The sequence below is a fragment of the Aurantimonas sp. C2-5-R2 genome (assembly GCF_036549495.1).
Classification (GTDB): domain Bacteria; phylum Pseudomonadota; class Alphaproteobacteria; order Rhizobiales; family Rhizobiaceae; genus Aurantimonas; species Aurantimonas coralicida_A.
In genome coordinates this window covers 20,157-34,752 of sequence record NZ_JAZHLJ010000002.1, presented here as the reverse complement: position 1 = coordinate 34,752, position 14,596 = coordinate 20,157, and the positions used below count along the sequence as shown (strand labels likewise).

At 63.1% G+C, this 14,596-nt stretch carries 9 protein-coding genes; 5 read left to right on the top strand and 4 right to left on the bottom strand.

Annotated elements, in window-relative coordinates; all coding sequences use genetic code 11:
- The first annotated feature begins 734 nt into the window (after window positions 1-734).
- The 3 genes from VQ044_RS01200 (at window position 735) to prfB (ending at window position 5,873) form a co-directional block, all read left to right on the top strand.
- Window positions 735-2,018, top strand: a complete 1,284-nt coding sequence (locus VQ044_RS01200) for an N-acetylmuramoyl-L-alanine amidase (protein WP_327646655.1) — start codon at window positions 735-737, stop codon at window positions 2,016-2,018.
- A 166-nt stretch (window positions 2,019-2,184) separates the two neighbouring features.
- Complete coding sequence (locus VQ044_RS01195; RefSeq protein ID WP_327646654.1) at window positions 2,185-4,620, top strand: penicillin-binding protein 1A; 2,436 nt, start codon at window positions 2,185-2,187, stop codon at window positions 4,618-4,620.
- Between the two features lie 124 nt (window positions 4,621-4,744).
- Window positions 4,745-5,873 (top strand): peptide chain release factor 2 gene (gene prfB / locus VQ044_RS01190; protein ID WP_327646653.1). Its coding sequence is split into 2 segments (ribosomal slippage): window positions 4,745-4,813 and window positions 4,815-5,873, totalling 1,128 coding nucleotides; the frame shifts between segments, so codons are not numbered across the junction.
- 33 nt (window positions 5,874-5,906) lie between these two features.
- Here the strand turns inward: prfB and VQ044_RS01185 are convergent.
- From VQ044_RS01185 to VQ044_RS01175, 3 genes are all read right to left on the bottom strand, one after another.
- Window positions 5,907-7,244 (bottom strand): peptidoglycan DD-metalloendopeptidase family protein, encoded by a 1,338-nt coding sequence (locus VQ044_RS01185; protein ID WP_327622215.1) that lies wholly within the window; start codon window positions 7,242-7,244, stop codon window positions 5,907-5,909.
- A gap of 101 nt (window positions 7,245-7,345) precedes the next feature.
- A complete protein-coding gene (locus VQ044_RS01180) occupies window positions 7,346-8,173 on the bottom strand; it encodes a ferritin-like domain-containing protein (protein WP_327622214.1) in 828 nt (275 codons plus the stop codon).
- Entirely contained in the window at window positions 8,170-8,649 is a 480-nt protein-coding gene (locus VQ044_RS01175) for a peroxiredoxin (protein WP_327622213.1), read from the bottom strand. Before VQ044_RS01175 ends, VQ044_RS01180 begins: the two co-directional genes overlap by 4 nt.
- A 206-nt stretch (window positions 8,650-8,855) precedes the next feature.
- Here VQ044_RS01175 and VQ044_RS01170 point away from each other — a divergent pair, with 206 nt between their 5' ends.
- Window positions 8,856-12,065: a hypothetical protein gene (locus VQ044_RS01170; RefSeq protein ID WP_327646652.1), complete on the top strand. Its 3,210-nt coding sequence runs from the start codon at window positions 8,856-8,858 to the stop codon at window positions 12,063-12,065.
- Window positions 12,066-12,086: 21 nt separating this feature from the next.
- Here the strand turns inward: VQ044_RS01170 and tyrS are convergent, their stop codons facing one another.
- Window positions 12,087-13,340 (bottom strand): tyrosine--tRNA ligase, encoded by a 1,254-nt coding sequence (gene tyrS, locus VQ044_RS01165; RefSeq protein ID WP_327646651.1) that lies wholly within the window; start codon window positions 13,338-13,340, stop codon window positions 12,087-12,089.
- Between the two features lie 101 nt (window positions 13,341-13,441).
- Between tyrS and VQ044_RS01160 the strand changes: the two genes are divergently transcribed.
- Complete coding sequence (locus VQ044_RS01160) at window positions 13,442-14,593, top strand: anhydro-N-acetylmuramic acid kinase (RefSeq protein WP_327622210.1); 1,152 nt, start codon at window positions 13,442-13,444, stop codon at window positions 14,591-14,593.
- Window positions 14,594-14,596 lie beyond the last annotated feature (3 nt).

Below are 14,596 nucleotides of genomic sequence, written 5' to 3'. Positions count from 1 at the left end.
CCGTAACGAGGCGTGTGAAGCCTGCGGGACGACCGTGGGGCGCGAGCCCGTAAGGGGCGTGATTCGCTGCCGTTCCTCTCCGCGCGGCGACGACCGTCCGGCCCGGGAAGGGCTGGCGATGAACGTCGGGCTATAAGCGGAGGCTGACGACAAAATCACGACCTGCAACAATTGGATGGCCGCTGTAGCGGCCGACGAAACGCGCGGACCGGCTGCTGTTTCGAACAGGGCGCATCCGCATCGTTGGAAAATCGCCTGGAGCTGCGCTCCAGTATCGATTGAAAATCTTCCGAGAAGCTGATGACCGGTGTCGATGCCGTCAAGGATCCAAGTGCCGCAACCGCTGCAACCAGACGCTAGCGTCCACTGGCGGTTCCGCTTTCGACCCGACGACGACACGGTCCTCCCGTCATAGTCAGCCTCGTCTGCGCTTTTATGCTGGCCGAGGGCAAGAAACAAGGGGAACATCGCAATGGGGCGTAGCGCGGTACCGATCTGCCAAGGCCAACGCAAGCTTTGGCCGCTAGCCAAGCGCTAGGACCAAAAAAACTGCCCTGGCGTTGCGGAGCTGGCGATGGGTACGCGCGGGAGCATGGTCGAATCCGATGCGGCTTCCGCCCCAGTCTGATCATCTTTATAGCGTTCGACCGGGCGATGCGGGGTCGAAGGTCGGCTCCGCCTCGGCTAGGTGCGGCGAGGATTACCAGATGGGAGCACGGGCTGGATCGAGGGGCATGACACGCTTCGTCCAAATACTGGTTTCCGGTTGTCGGCGATGGGTCCGGGTTGCGGCATTTGCGCTGCTTGCGATTTTGGCCTGGCGGGTGGAGGCACACGCTCGGGACTTGGTCATTACCGACATGAGCCAGAGGGCGGGAAAGGACGAATATTCCGCGTCCTTCGTTCTGCGAGGCAAACCCCAGACCCGCATTCTGCGGCTTGCCAATCCCGATCGGGTCGCGGTCGACTTCATCGATACGCTTTCAGCCGCTTCAATCGCGGCACCGCCGGACAACGGTTTCGTCGAGAGCATCCGCCACGGGCTCGTCTCCAGCAACCGCTATCGTTTCATCTTTCGCCTCAAGCGAGAGGCATTCGCCGCGATCCGGACCGAGGAACGGCCGGACGGGCAAGTCATCGTCCTGTCGATTCAGCCGTCGGACGTGGCGCACGCGCCTGTGGCGAGGGCCGAAACACCGGGCGCACAGCCCGATGCCATTGATTTGCAGCAGAACGCGGCGAAGCCGGAGCGGAAGCTGACGATCGTGCTCGACCCTGGCCACGGCGGAATCGACAACGGCGCGGTGTCGCGCTCCGGCACGCATGAGAAGGATATCAATCTGGAACTGGCGTTCGCCCTGAGGGATTCGCTGCTCGCCAAGGGTGGCGTCAGAGTGGTTTTGACCCGCGAAGATGACACCTTCATTCCATTGGACGCGCGGGCCGCCGCCGGCCGCCGGGAGCGGGCCGATCTTTTCATCTCGATCCACGCCGATTCGATTCGCCAATCCGCTTTGCGCGGCGCGACAGTCTATACGCTTTCGGAAACGGCATCGGACGAGCTGTCTCGGCAGGTCGCCGCCGCGGAAAATGCCTCCGACCGCTTTGCCGGCGAGGAATGGCAGAAGGAGAAACCGGATGTCTTCGACATCCTGCTGGACCTCACGCGCCGGGAGACCGTCAGCTTCTCGGAGCACTTCGCGACGTCGCTCGTCCACGATCTGGCGACCCGTGACATCCGCCTGATCAATCGACCCAAGCGGTCAGCGGGGTTCAAGGTTCTAAAGGCACCGGATGTTCCCTCTGTCCTGGTCGAATTCGGTTTTCTTTCCAACCGTCAGGACGAAAGGCTCTTGCAGGACGATGCCTGGCGCGAGGAGGTGGCCGCCGCCACGGCGGATGCTGTGATGAATTTTTTCGGGGGAACGGAGCAGGGAGGACGACGAGGCTGCACTGCAGCCGACGAGTGTGATAAATCAACAACGAAGACGGCAATTGATCGACCGAACGCCGATTGAGTTCACGGCCTTGCCGCAATTGCCGACAACAAGGTTGATGGATTGTATGCGGAAAGGGCAATCGTTCGTCCCGACCGTATTTGTAGACCTGCCGGATGGCCAATCGGCGCCATGATCGGGTAGGAGACCGAACCGGAGTGTCGCACCTGGGGCGGACGGAGTTTTTATGATTAGATTGCTCGGCTATTTCTTCGGAATCGGAGCCATCTTCTTCCTGATCGTGGCGGGCGGTTTTGCCTGGTACGTCGAGAAGATGGCGCAGGATTTGCCGGACTATCAGGTGCTGGCCAACTACGAGCCACCGGTGACGACGCGGGTTCACGCTTCCGACGGATCGCTCATGGCCGAATACGCGCGCCAACGCCGTTTGTTTCTGCCGATCCAGGCGATTCCCGATCTGGTCAAGAACGCGTTTCTCTCGGCCGAAGACAAGAATTTCTATCAGCATCCCGGCATCGACCTCGAAGGTGTCGCCCGTGCCGTCCTGGTCCTGGCCAAGGGTGGGCGCATGCAGGGTGCATCGACGATCACCCAGCAGGTCGCCAAGAACTTTCTGTTGACGAACGAGCGCACGCTGGATCGCAAGGTGAAGGAAGCGATCCTTTCGCTGCGCATCGAGCAAGCCTATTCGAAGGACAAGATCTTCGAGCTTTATCTCAACGAGATCTACCTCGGGCTCGGCTCCTATGGCATCGCCGCGGCGTCGCTGGCCTATTTCGACAAGCCGGTCAGCGAACTGACGATCGAGGAATCGGCTTATCTCGCGGCGCTGCCCAAGGCGCCGGAGAACTACAATCCGTTCCGCGATGAAGACAAAGCGCTCGAGCGTCGCAATTGGGTCATCGATCAGATGGCCACGAATCAGATCATTACCGATGCCGAGGCCGCCGAGGCTCAACAAAAGCCGCTGGGCGTTAATCCGCGCACGTCCGACACCTATCTGGCGGCAGCGGAGTATTTCACTGAGGATGTCCGGCGCGAAATCATCCAGCGCTATGGGGTCGATGCGCTCTACGAAGGCGGATTGTCAGTCCGAACGACGCTTGATCCACAGCTGCAGGCCGAAGCGCGCGCCGCGCTGCAGCGTGGGCTGGTCAAATATGACGAGGCGCGTGGGTTTCGGGGCGCGGTGACGCGGATCGACATTGGAAGCGACTGGGGGCCGGCGCTCGGCAAGGTCGAACCGCTCGCGGACGTGCCCGAGTGGCGCTTGGCGGTGGTTCTCGCCACCGACAGCGACCGGATCAGCATCGGCCTTCAGCCGGTCTCCGGCGCGCTCGGCCCAAAACGCGAAGTCGGCACGATCGCGCTCGCCGATATGAAGTGGGCGCTACGGCTGAACACCAAAGAGCGACAGGGCACGGTGAAATCGGCCTCGGATGTCGTCTCGCGTGGTGACGTCGTCTATGTCGAGAGCATCGAGGAAGGCGGCGGCTATCGGCTCCGCCAACCGCCGAAGATTCAGGGCGCGCTAGTTGCGATGGAGCCGCAGACCGGCCGCGTATTGGCCATGGTCGGCGGCTTCTCCTTCGCCGAGTCGGAGTTCAACCGGGCCTCGCAGGCCTATCGGCAGCCCGGATCGTCGTTCAAACCATTCGTCTACGCCGCGGCACTCGACAATGGCTACACCCCCGCGTCCGTCATCCTCGACGCGCCGATTTCACTGCCCGACGGCAATGGCGGTTTCTGGGAGCCTTCCAATTACGGCGGCGGCTCCGCCGGCCCATCGACACTGCGCCTCGGAATCGAAAAGAGCCGCAACCTCATGACGGTCCGCCTGGCCAAGGACATGGGCATGCAACTCGTCGCCGAATACGCGGAACGGTTCGGCATTTACGACAAGCTCTTGCCCTATCTTCCCATGGCGCTCGGCGCGGGCGAAACGACGGTCCTGCGGATGGTGTCGGCTTTTTCGATGATCGCCAATGGCGGGCGTTCGCTCCAGCCCTCGCTGATCGATCGCATCCAGGACCGGTATGGACGCACGATCTACAAACACGATCAGCGCCAATGCCAGTCATGCGATGCGACCCGATATGACGGCCAGCCCGAGCCGGAGCTGATCGACGAGCGCGATCAGATCCTCGATCCGATGACGGCCTACCAGATCACCTCGATGATGGAAGGCGTCGTGCAGCGCGGTACGGCGACCAAGGTGAAGGAACTCGGCGTTCCAATCGCCGGCAAGACCGGGACGACCAATGAGGAGAAGGACGTCTGGTTCGTGGGCTTCACGCCGGATATCGTCACCGGCGTCTTTCTCGGCTACGACAATCCGACGCCGATGGGCCGCGGGGCGACGGGTGGCGGAATGGCTGCCCCGGTCTTCATCGATTTCATGCGTGAGGCTTTGAAAGACCGCAAGCCGATCGAGTTCCAACCTCCGGAGGGCATGGAGATCATCGCCGTCAACCGGAAGTCCGGCATGCGCGCCAGCGGCTCGGGACCCGACGTGATCATGGAGGCGTTCAAGCCCGGAACCGGCCCGTCGGATGCCTACCAGGTCATCGGCATGGACGAGGTCGCGTCGGGTTTCGGCTCCGGCGAAGTCTCGCAGGAAGCCGAGCAGGCCATCGTCCAGGGCGCTGGCGGGCTGTTCTAGCCAAGCGCTGCCATCGGCGTTATAGACGCTTCAAGGGCGGGCCGACCGCCCTTTTCCTTGCGCAAAGCGCCCCGGCGACCGTCGGGGCGGCATTCAAATCACCAGTAAATCAGGAGATTGCGGCATGCGTGCCGAGATCGAGACCATGGTCGACGAAATCAAGCAGGCCATAAGCCTGCTGAGGAGGCATCTTTGACTGGGATCAATCCCTCAAGCGCCTCGATCATCTGAACCAGAAGGCGGAAGATCCGTCGATCTGGGACGATGCGGCGGAGGCGCAGAAGCTGATGCGCGAGCGCCAGCATCTCGACGAAGCGGTCAGCTCCATCAAGCGCCTCGACCAGTCGCTCAGCGATAACGTCGAACTCATCGCCATGGGCGAGGAGGAGGGCGATTCTGAGATCGTGACGGAAGCCGAAAAGGCGATCCGCGGAATTCGGGCCGACGTCGACAAACGGCAGATCGAGGCGTTGCTGGCCGGCGAGGCCGATTCCAACGACACCTATGTCGAGGTCCATTCCGGTGCCGGTGGCACCGAGAGCCAGGACTGGGCGGCCATGCTTTTGCGCATGTATATGCGCTGGGCCGACCGCTCCAAGATGAAGGTGGAGGTTCTCGAGGAACATGCCGGCGAAGAGGCAGGCATCAAATCGGCGACGCTGCTCATCAAGGGCCACAACGCCTATGGCTGGATGAAAACCGAATCGGGCGTGCATCGCCTCGTGCGGATTTCGCCGTATGATAGCCAGGCGCGACGCCACACGTCCTTTGCGTCGGTTTGGGTGTATCCGGTGATCGACGACACGATCCAGATCGACGTGTCCGAGTCCGACGTGCGTATCGATACCTATCGCGCGTCCGGCGCCGGCGGTCAGCACGTCAATACGACGGATTCGGCCGTGCGCATCACCCATTTGGCGACCGGCATCGTCGTTCAGTGTCAGGCCGAGCGCTCACAGCACAAGAACCGCGCAACGGCGTGGAACATGTTGCGCGCGCGGCTCTACGAGGCCGAACTCGAGCGGCGCGAGGAAGAGGCGAGTGCCGAGGCCGCATCGAAGACCGATATCGGCTGGGGTCACCAGATCCGGTCTTACGTCCTGCAGCCTTATCAGCTGGTGAAGGACTTGCGCACCGGGGTGGAGAGCACGTCACCCCAAGACGTGCTGGATGGTTACATCGACGAGTTCATGGAAGCGGCACTGGCCCATCGCGTGCATGGCAGCGACGTGGAAGTCGAAGATATCGCCTGAGAACAGGATGGACGGGCGGGTAAAGGCCGGTCGTCAGCTGAGCGCGCCAATCCTCAGGCCGATGCGACGAAATCGTGCCGGGTCGACGGCTCGGTCATCGCGCCGCACTTCGTAGTGAAGGTGGGGGCCGGTACTGCGCCCGGTGCTGCCGACCTCGCCGATCTTGGTGCCTTTCGCGACGGTCTGGCCCACGCTAACGTCGACCCGCAACATATGTGCGTATCGCGTGGTAATGCCGTTGCCGTGGTCGATTTCGACGAGGTTGCCGTAGCCACCGGCGCGGCCGGCTTTGGTGACGGTGCCGGGCGCGGTGGCCGGGACCGGCGTGCCTGCCGCCGCGGCATAATCGTCGCCCGAGTGCAATCCGCGCCGTCCGAGAAAGGGATCGGAGCGAATTCCGAACGAGCTGGAGAGGCGACTGCCGGGCAGCGGCGCCGAGATCGGAAGGGTCGTCGCCACCAAATGGACCTTCTGCAAAGATGCCAGGGCCGTATCGAGTTCGGCATACGATTCGTCGAAATCATAGTCCACAGGTACCGGCTCGAACGGACCACCCGTGGCAGTCTGCTCATCGAGCTCAGGAACGTCGATCCCGGCCGCTTTCAGTGCCGCGGCGATCTTGAGCGTTCGTGTCCGGGCCGTCTCCGCCATACTCTGTAGATGTTCGATCTGACGAAGTTCGGCGATGTCGATGGAGCGTCCGACCTCGCGGATCATCGCGTCGGCGACCTGGGTCTTCCCGGCCAATTCGGCGGGCGCCGCCGCGGAGGGGCGCAATCCGGTCGTGAGAGCGGCCCGCTCGCCGAGCGAGCCGGTACGGATCGGATCGACGAGGGCCGCAGCGGGCTGCGAAACCGCAGCGCCGACCTCGTCCTCGACGAGCGTGTCGAGCACTCCCATCGGCAAATCCGCCACCTCGAGTCGAGGATTGGGTGTGGGCAGGGGAATCGACGCCAGGGCGACCCCAACCTCTTGGGCGCGTTCATACAAGGGGCGCAACTTGTCGTAGCGGGCGGTGAGCTCTTCCTGCTGATCGAGAAGCACGTCGACCTTTGTCTCGACGATCTTTTGCGAAATCATCTGTCGGCTGGTGACTGTGTCGAGTTGCGAACGCAGCGATGCGATCCGCTGTTCGTAATCCTGACGGATCTGGGCTTGTCGCGCGGTCAGCCGCGCCGCGATATCGTCTTGCATGAGGAACCAGGTCGGCGCCGCGACAATGGTCAGAGAGATCAGAGCCGCAAAGGCCGTTCCGAGCAGAAGCGACCGTCGCCCCACCGTGAAATGGCGAACCTGTTCGCCGCGGGCGATGATGATGGTGTGAGGCTCGCGGTACTCCCCAAAGGTTCGTCTGTGTTTGCTCGCCGCCATTTCCCGTTCCTCGTTGATGGGACGGAGGCCCAGTCATCGATGAACCGATTGCACACGATTAAGGTTAACGATCCTTTGCCTGTTGCTCACAATTCCGCTTCTCAGCTGGAAAGCGGCGATAGCGAGCGATAGAAGGTTGGGGTCAACCCCGCTTCGGATCGGGCGCGATCGTTGAAGGGCGCTTTTACCTGGCCGCGGAAACTCGCGCGAACGAGTTCTTGAAAGCGCTCGGCGGGATCGCGCCGTTCCCGGGCGCAGAGGAACCGGAACCACTTGGCGCCGATCGCCACATGCTTTTTCTCGTCGCGATAGATGATTTCCAGGATGGCCGCGGTGCCGGCGTCGCCGACACCTTCCAGTTTTTCCAGAAGCGAGGGCGTCACATCCAGCCCCCGCGCTTCGAGGATCAGCGGAACGACCGCGAGGCGGGCGCCGAGATCATGCGCTGTCGCTACCACGGCCTCCCACAATCCGTCATGGGCGGGCAGGGCGCCATAGTGGGAGCCGAGGGCTTCCAGCCTTCGCGCCAACAGGCGGAAGTGCTTGGCCTCTTCCAGCGCGACGGTCATCCAGCCATCGAAGAACGAGCGCGGCACCGCTTCGCTGGCAAAGCGGGCGACGATGTCGAGCGCGAGGTCGATGGCGTTCAGCTCGATGTGGGCAATCGCGTGGATCAGAGCGATGCGGCCCTCGACCGTGTGCACGGAGCGCCGTTTGACCTTGCGCGGCGAAACGAGAATCGGGGCGGCCGGGCGGCCGGGCCGATCTGGCAGCGCAGGATCCCCAGGAGCGTGCAGGCCTATGCGCCGGCCGAACCAGAGGCGGCAGGCGAGGTTGGTGCGCTCCACCTTGGCGTCGAGGTCGCTTTCGCGCAGCGCTTCGATGGTCGCTTGCCGAAGCGTCGAGGGTTCCTTGCTGGCTCTGCTCATGTCGAGGATGCGAGTTGGCGCGCGGCCTCCAGCACCTCCTCGGCGTGCCCCGGCACTTTCACCTTCTGCCAGAGCCGAATGATCGTGCCGTCCGGACCGACCAGCGCGGTGGTGCGTTCGACGCCCATGTAACGGCGGCCATACATGCTCTTCTCGACCCAAACCCCGCAGGCATCGAGCAGCAGCTTTTCCTCGTCCGACAGGAGACGGACGGTTAGATTGTGCTTGTGCTTGAATTTGCCATGCTTTTTGACCGTATCCGGCGAGACCCCGAATACCGGGACACCGAGGGAATCGAATTCGCCCTTCAGCCGCGAGAAATCAACAGCTTCAACCGTGCAACCGGACGTATCGTCCTTTGGGTAGAAATAAAGAACGAATGGTGTGCCCTTCAGATCATCGCGTGAGACGATCTCCCCCTTGTCATCCGGCAAGCGGAATTCGGGGCAGGTATCGCCGGCTGAAAGTGCCATCATGTCGTCCTATTGAGTTCAGGGGCCTGAGAAATCAGCCTTGGGATGTTTTGTGAACCTTGGCTGCCAGAATTTTTTATCAATATCTCTATTGTGTTGGAGCAGCCATGCCGCCCTCGACGCATCTTCAGGAGCGAGAATGAGCATCTTTTCGCGTGGGAAGGCATGGCGACAATGCGCGCTGCGTTCGGCACGCGTGTGATTTGCCCATGAAAACCGCGATTCGGATTGTCGCCGGGCTTGCCAGTCTCGCCATATTCGTTGTTCTGGCGCTCGCCATCGCCATTAGCGCACTGCTGTGGACCGATCGCGGCAAAGACTTGCTGCGTTGGCAGACCGAACGGATCGCCTCGGCGTTTGTCGGGCCAGCCTTCTCGGTTGAGTTCGGTCGCCAGCAGGTCGGATTCGGTCCGGCGGGAACTCTTGGTATTCGCTTTTCCGACGTCGCGATCAAGAATCGGCGGACCGGTCAAGCGGTTGGAACCGCCGGCAGCGTCCGGGCGGGTGTCGGCCTGGGCGCGCTCTTTGGTGGGGGGCTCGCCGTCGATCGCCTCTCAGTCGAGACCGTGCGTCTCGACTCGTCTGTCTTCGACCATATGCTGTCCGGCAAGGAGTTTGCGGCAGAAGACCTCTTTATCGCTCTCGACCGACCCTTCGTCGCGATCGAGGCCATTGGGTTGCGCCATATCGAGGTCAGCGATCTTGCCGTGCTTGGCCGGGACGCAGACCGACTTGAGAACTTCGAGATCGCGGCTGACGCCTCGGGCCAATTCACGATGGACGCCAAGGGCATCATCGCCGCGCACGCACTGGCCTTATCCGGGACAGCCAAGCTCGATCCGAACCGGCAGCGAATTGTCGAATTCGCGGCAAGAACGTCCGAGCAGGAACTGCGGTGGGGCAGGGTGACGGCGAATGGCGATCACGACGCGCTCGGGCTCGTGTTGCCAGCAAGCTTCTCCGTTTCGCTCGCCACGACCGCGTCCGGCCGCCGTTTTACCGCCAACGTGAACGGTCACGACGGCCGGATTGTCGGCAAAACCACACAACCTGTGGCCACGGCAAGGGGCAGTGTTAGCCTTGCTGAAGGCGAGGATGACCTGACGATCAGCGATGGGCGGATCGATTTCGGGACGGCCGAGGCGGAGTTCGCTGGCCGGATCGCTCTGATGCCGGACGGCTCCGGGCGCCGTCGGCTGGAACTTCGTACGACCCGGCTGGCCTCGACGGCAGGACGCTCTGACGTGGCGGCATCGGCGTCGTTCAAGGCGGTGGGAGCGGTCGATTTCGGTGGGGCGCACGTCGCATTCGATGAATTGTCCCTAAGGACCAATCTCGGCGAGCTTGCCGGTGCCGGCGAACTCACGGGTGTGAATTCCGCAGACCGCGTTCGGCTGGACCTTACCGCAATCGCGCTGATGGCGGCGGACATCAGGGCCTTCTGGCCCTTCTTCATCGCCGAAAAGGCCCGCGACTGGGTGCTGGACCATGTTGCCGAGGCTGGATCCGTGCCGACGGGTTCGCTCGCGCTGGATATCAGTCTTGCGCGGCTTGCCGAGATCGCAGTGCCGGACGAGGGACCAATCGGGGATGAAGTGCGGCTTGCGCTCGATTTCGAGGATGGCACCTTCGCGACGATCGGCGACATGCCCGCCGTCGAGACTGTTTCCGGAACGCTGGACTATCGCGACGGTACGACGCTGATCACGGTCGCGGCAGGAAGCATCACCGGCTTTTCGAGCCTCGACATCGTGCCGTCGTCGTTGGATTTCGTTCGGGCGGACCATGGCGTGGCCGCGTCACTGTCCCTCAATCTCGTCGGCGATGCGCCGGCGCTGCTTCGGCTGGCCGACCGCGGGCCGGTGGGGGCTTTGCGAAAGTTCGGCTGGCGGAGCGACGACGTGACCGGCCGAGCGAAGGTCGGGGTCGGAGCGGCATTTCTTCTCGGTCAACCGGCGCCGGAACAAGAGCGGCTGGAGAGTTGGTCGGTCTTCGCCGATCTCGATGGGGTCGACCTCAAACGCCAGATCGACGGGCGCGAGATCAAAGCCATCTCCGGGATGGTCACACTTGCCCCCGGCGCGGCCATCGGAGACATTGCGGCTGCGATTGACGGGATTCCCGCCAGGGTGGAATTCTCTCAGCCGATCGGGCCGAACCCGATCGGCGAGGCGACGCTCGACGTGACCGCGCGATTGACCGACGACGAAGTTCGCGCAGCGTTGCCGATGCTCGGCGAGATCGTCGATGGCCCGCTGTCGGCGCGTTTGACGCGCGTCCAGGACGGATTTCACGCCCGGCTCGATCTCGGGACGGCACGACTTGACATGCCGGCGGTCGGCTGGAGCAAAGGTCCGGGTGTCCCTGCAATGCTCGCTTTCGATCTGAGCGTATCGGGCGAACAGATCTCGATGCGCAATGTCGAATTGTCGGGAGAGGGTTTCTCGGCCAAAGGCAGCATCGAAGCCGACAGCTCCGGTCTCAGGAGCGTGACGCTGGATAGTGCGGCTCTAAATCGGGGCGACGACATCTCCGGACAGCTCATACGCGGCGACGAGGGGTATGTGCTCGACATGACCGGGCGCAGCCTGGACGCCCGTGCGATGCTCGATCGGCTTCGCCGGGAAGGCGTGGCGGCGAAACCGGGCCAAGCGAGTAAAAGCAAGGCCGTCGACGCCACGATCGTGCTCGAGCGCTTGCTGGGTTTTGACGGTGAGGAGTTTCGGGATGCAACAATTCGCTACAAAGCCGGGGGAGCGATTTCGCTTTCTGCCCACACCGTAGCCGGCCGTTCGATCGAGCTCGCCGTCCGGCCACGCGGGGCGGATCGGATGATCAGTCTTGCCACCGACGACGCTGGATCGCTGCTCCGGTTCGGCGGGCTTTATAGGCGCATGCAGGGTGGCAGCGCACGCTTGCAGCTCTCGGGAATGGCGTCAGGCGGTTTCAGCGGGGCTTTAACGCTGCAAGATTTCACCCTGGTGGATGAACCGAGATTGGCAAATTTGGTGGGGACCACGCGCGTCGGTAGCGAAAGCCTGGCAGGCGCGATCGGCCGCGACCTCGAAGTATCGCAAGCCTATTTCGACTCTGCGTCCGTCGGCCTTGCCTGGGAAGGCGGCCGTCTTGTTGCGCAGGATGGCATTCTGCGCGGCCCGATCTTCGGCTCGAGCTTCGAAGGCACCATCTACGACTCTCGCGAGCAGATCGACATATCCGGCTCGTTCATGCCGGCTTACGCAATCAACCGGTTGTTCGGAGCCCTGCCGTTTGTCGGCGGCATTCTGGGCAACGGGGCCGAGGGCGCGCTGATCGGAATAACCTACCGATTGGCTGGCGCCTTCGGCGATCCGACTTTGACCGTCAATCCGATATCGGCGATCGCGCCGGGGATATTTCGCCGGATCTTCGAATATTAGCTCCTCGGAGGATCAGACGCTTCAGGCGACCGGCCGCACGAGAACGTGCTTTTTGCGCCCGACCGACAGTTTGGCCACGCCTTCGGCGAGGTTCTGCGGTCCCACCATAAGCCGCTCGTCAGAAACCGACACGTCGTTGAGGCGAACCGCGCCGCCCTTCACATGCCGCCGCGCCTCGCCGTTCGAAGCCGCGAGCCCGGCCGAGACGAGGAGGGACAGAAGCCCGATGCCGGATTCAAAGGACGCCGCCGGCACCTCGATCGTCGGCAATTTTTCGGCGAGCGCGCCTTCCTCGAAGGTCTTGCGCGCCGTCTCGGACGCCTCGTCGGCGGCCTCGCGCCCATGTAGCATCGCCGTGACTTCGTTGGCGAGGCGCTTCTTCGCCTCATTGATTTCCGACCCGCCAAGCGCTTCCAGCCGCGCGATCTCGTCCATCGGCATTGTCGTGTACAGCTTGAGGAAGCGGCCGACGTCGGCGTCCTCGGTGTTTCGCCAATACTGCCAGAAATCGTAAGGCGAGAGCATGTCGGCATTCAGCCAGATCGCGCCGCTGGCGGTCTTGCCCATCTTGGCGCCCGAAGCGGTGGTCAGGAGCGGCGAGGTGAGGGCGAACAGCTCCGCCCCATCCATGCGCCGGCCAAGGTCGATGCCGTTGACGATATTGCCCCATTGATCCGAGCCGCCCATCTGCAGCCGGCAGCCAAAGCGGCGATAAAGCTCGACGAAATCGTAGGCCTGCAGGATCATGTAGTTGAATTCGAGGAAGGACAGCGACTGCTCGCGATCGAGCCGCAGCTTGACCGAATCGAAGGACAGCATCCGGTTGACCGAGAAATGCCGTCCGACGTCCCGCAGGAACGACACGTAGTTGAGGTCGAGAAGCCAGTCGGCATTGTCGACCATGACGGCATCGTTCGGACCCTCGCCGAAGCGGACATAGCGCTCAAAGGAGCGCCTGATCCCGGCAAGGTTCTGCTGGATTCCCTCCACGGTCTGAAGCTTGCGCGCTTCGTCCTTGAAGGACGGGTCGCCGATCATGCCGGTGCCGCCGCCCATCAGCGCGATCGGGCGATGGCCGGTCTTCTGCATCCAGTGCAGCATCATGATCTGCATCAGCGATCCGACATGGAGGCTGGCCGCCGTCGGGTCGAAACCGATATAGCCGGTGACGGTCTCGGTGCGAAACAGCTCATCGAGGGCGGAGTCGCCCGATGTCTGGTGAATGAAGCCGCGTTCGCAGAGCGTCGCCAGAAACTCGGACTTGAAACCGGTCATGGGATAGTGATCCTGAGAGGTTCATGGGAACGCTGAGGTTCCTTCGTTCGTCGAGAGCCGTTTACCAGCCCTGACCAACAATTCCAGATGCGGAGCCGATTTTGGCCGAAACGCCCCAACGCCGAGCGATCGGCCTGATGAGCGGAACCTCGCTTGACGGGATCGACGTGGCGCTCCTCGACACCGACGGAGACGGCCTCGTGAAGCGCGGGCCGGCGCGGGTCTATGAATATGACGCCGCATTCCGGCGCCGTCTCGCCGAGGGGCTCGAAACCGCGAAGTCGATCATCCGCCGGACCGATCGTCCCGGTGATCTGCAAGCCTTGGAAACCGAATTGACCCGGCGCCACGCGGAGGCGGTGCGGCGCTTTTTCGCAGACTGCGACGTCGACCCCGCGACTGTCGACATCATAGGGTTCCATGGCCAGACCGTGCTGCACCGGCCCGACAAGGCAGTGACAGTGCAACTCGGGAACGGTCAGCTGCTTGCGGACATGCTCGGACTGCCGGTCGTCTTCGACATGCGCGCGAACGACATGGCCGAGGGCGGGCAGGGCGCACCGCTGGTTCCCGCCTATCATGCGGCGCTGGCGAAGAATCTGGCGCCCGAATGCCGGGAACTCCCGGTTGTCTTCGTCAATATCGGCGGCATTTCCAACGTCACCTATCTCGACGGCGAGCATGACCCCATCGCTTTCGATTCCGGTCCCGGCAACGCCTTGCTCGACCAGTGGCTGGACCGCGAGGCGGGAATTCCCTTCGACCAGAACGGCGCGATCGCCAGCGAGGGCGGCATTTTGTCCGCGCTTTCCGAACGCTATCTGTCCGCCGAATTCTTCGCGCAGGCGGCGCCGAAGTCACTCGATCGCTTCGATTTTGCCGTTCCGCCGCCCGGCGTCGGCTCGCTGGAGGACGTCGCCCGCACCCTCTGCTTCGTCAGCGCGCAAGCCATTCTCAAGGCGGCCGCGCATTTTCCCGAACCGCCGAAACTGTGGATCGTCTGCGGCGGCGGGCGGCGGCATCCGGCGATCATGGCCGATCTTCGCAATGGCGCCGCGCCGCATGCTCGCGTCGTCACGGCCGAGGAGGTCGGCTTCGACGGCGACGCAATGGAGGCGGAGGCCTGGGCCTATCTCGCGGTCCGCTCGCTCGACGGGAGGCCGCTGACATGGCCGACGACCACCGGCTGCCGCGAGCCGTCGAGCGGCGGCAGCCTCGTGCGACCCGCCTTAAGGCGGGTCGCGTCGGTGTGACAT

What these genes read in the sequence shown, in the direction of transcription:
- VQ044_RS01200 (WP_327646655.1), top strand. Translation starts at nt 735, where the DNA reads ATGACACGCTTCGTCCAAATACTGGTTTCCGGTTGTCGGCGATGGGTC.
- VQ044_RS01195 (WP_327646654.1), top strand. Translation starts at nt 2,185, where the DNA reads ATGATTAGATTGCTCGGCTATTTCTTCGGAATCGGAGCCATCTTCTTC.
- VQ044_RS01185 (WP_327622215.1), bottom strand. Translation starts at nt 7,244, where the DNA reads ATGGCGGCGAGCAAACACAGACGAACCTTTGGGGAGTACCGCGAGCCT.
- VQ044_RS01180 (WP_327622214.1), bottom strand. Translation starts at nt 8,173, where the DNA reads ATGAGCAGAGCCAGCAAGGAACCCTCGACGCTTCGGCAAGCGACCATC.
- VQ044_RS01175 (WP_327622213.1), bottom strand. Translation starts at nt 8,649, where the DNA reads ATGATGGCACTTTCAGCCGGCGATACCTGCCCCGAATTCCGCTTGCCG.
- VQ044_RS01170 (WP_327646652.1), top strand. Translation starts at nt 8,856, where the DNA reads ATGAAAACCGCGATTCGGATTGTCGCCGGGCTTGCCAGTCTCGCCATA.
- tyrS (WP_327646651.1), bottom strand. Translation starts at nt 13,340, where the DNA reads ATGACCGGTTTCAAGTCCGAGTTTCTGGCGACGCTCTGCGAACGCGGC.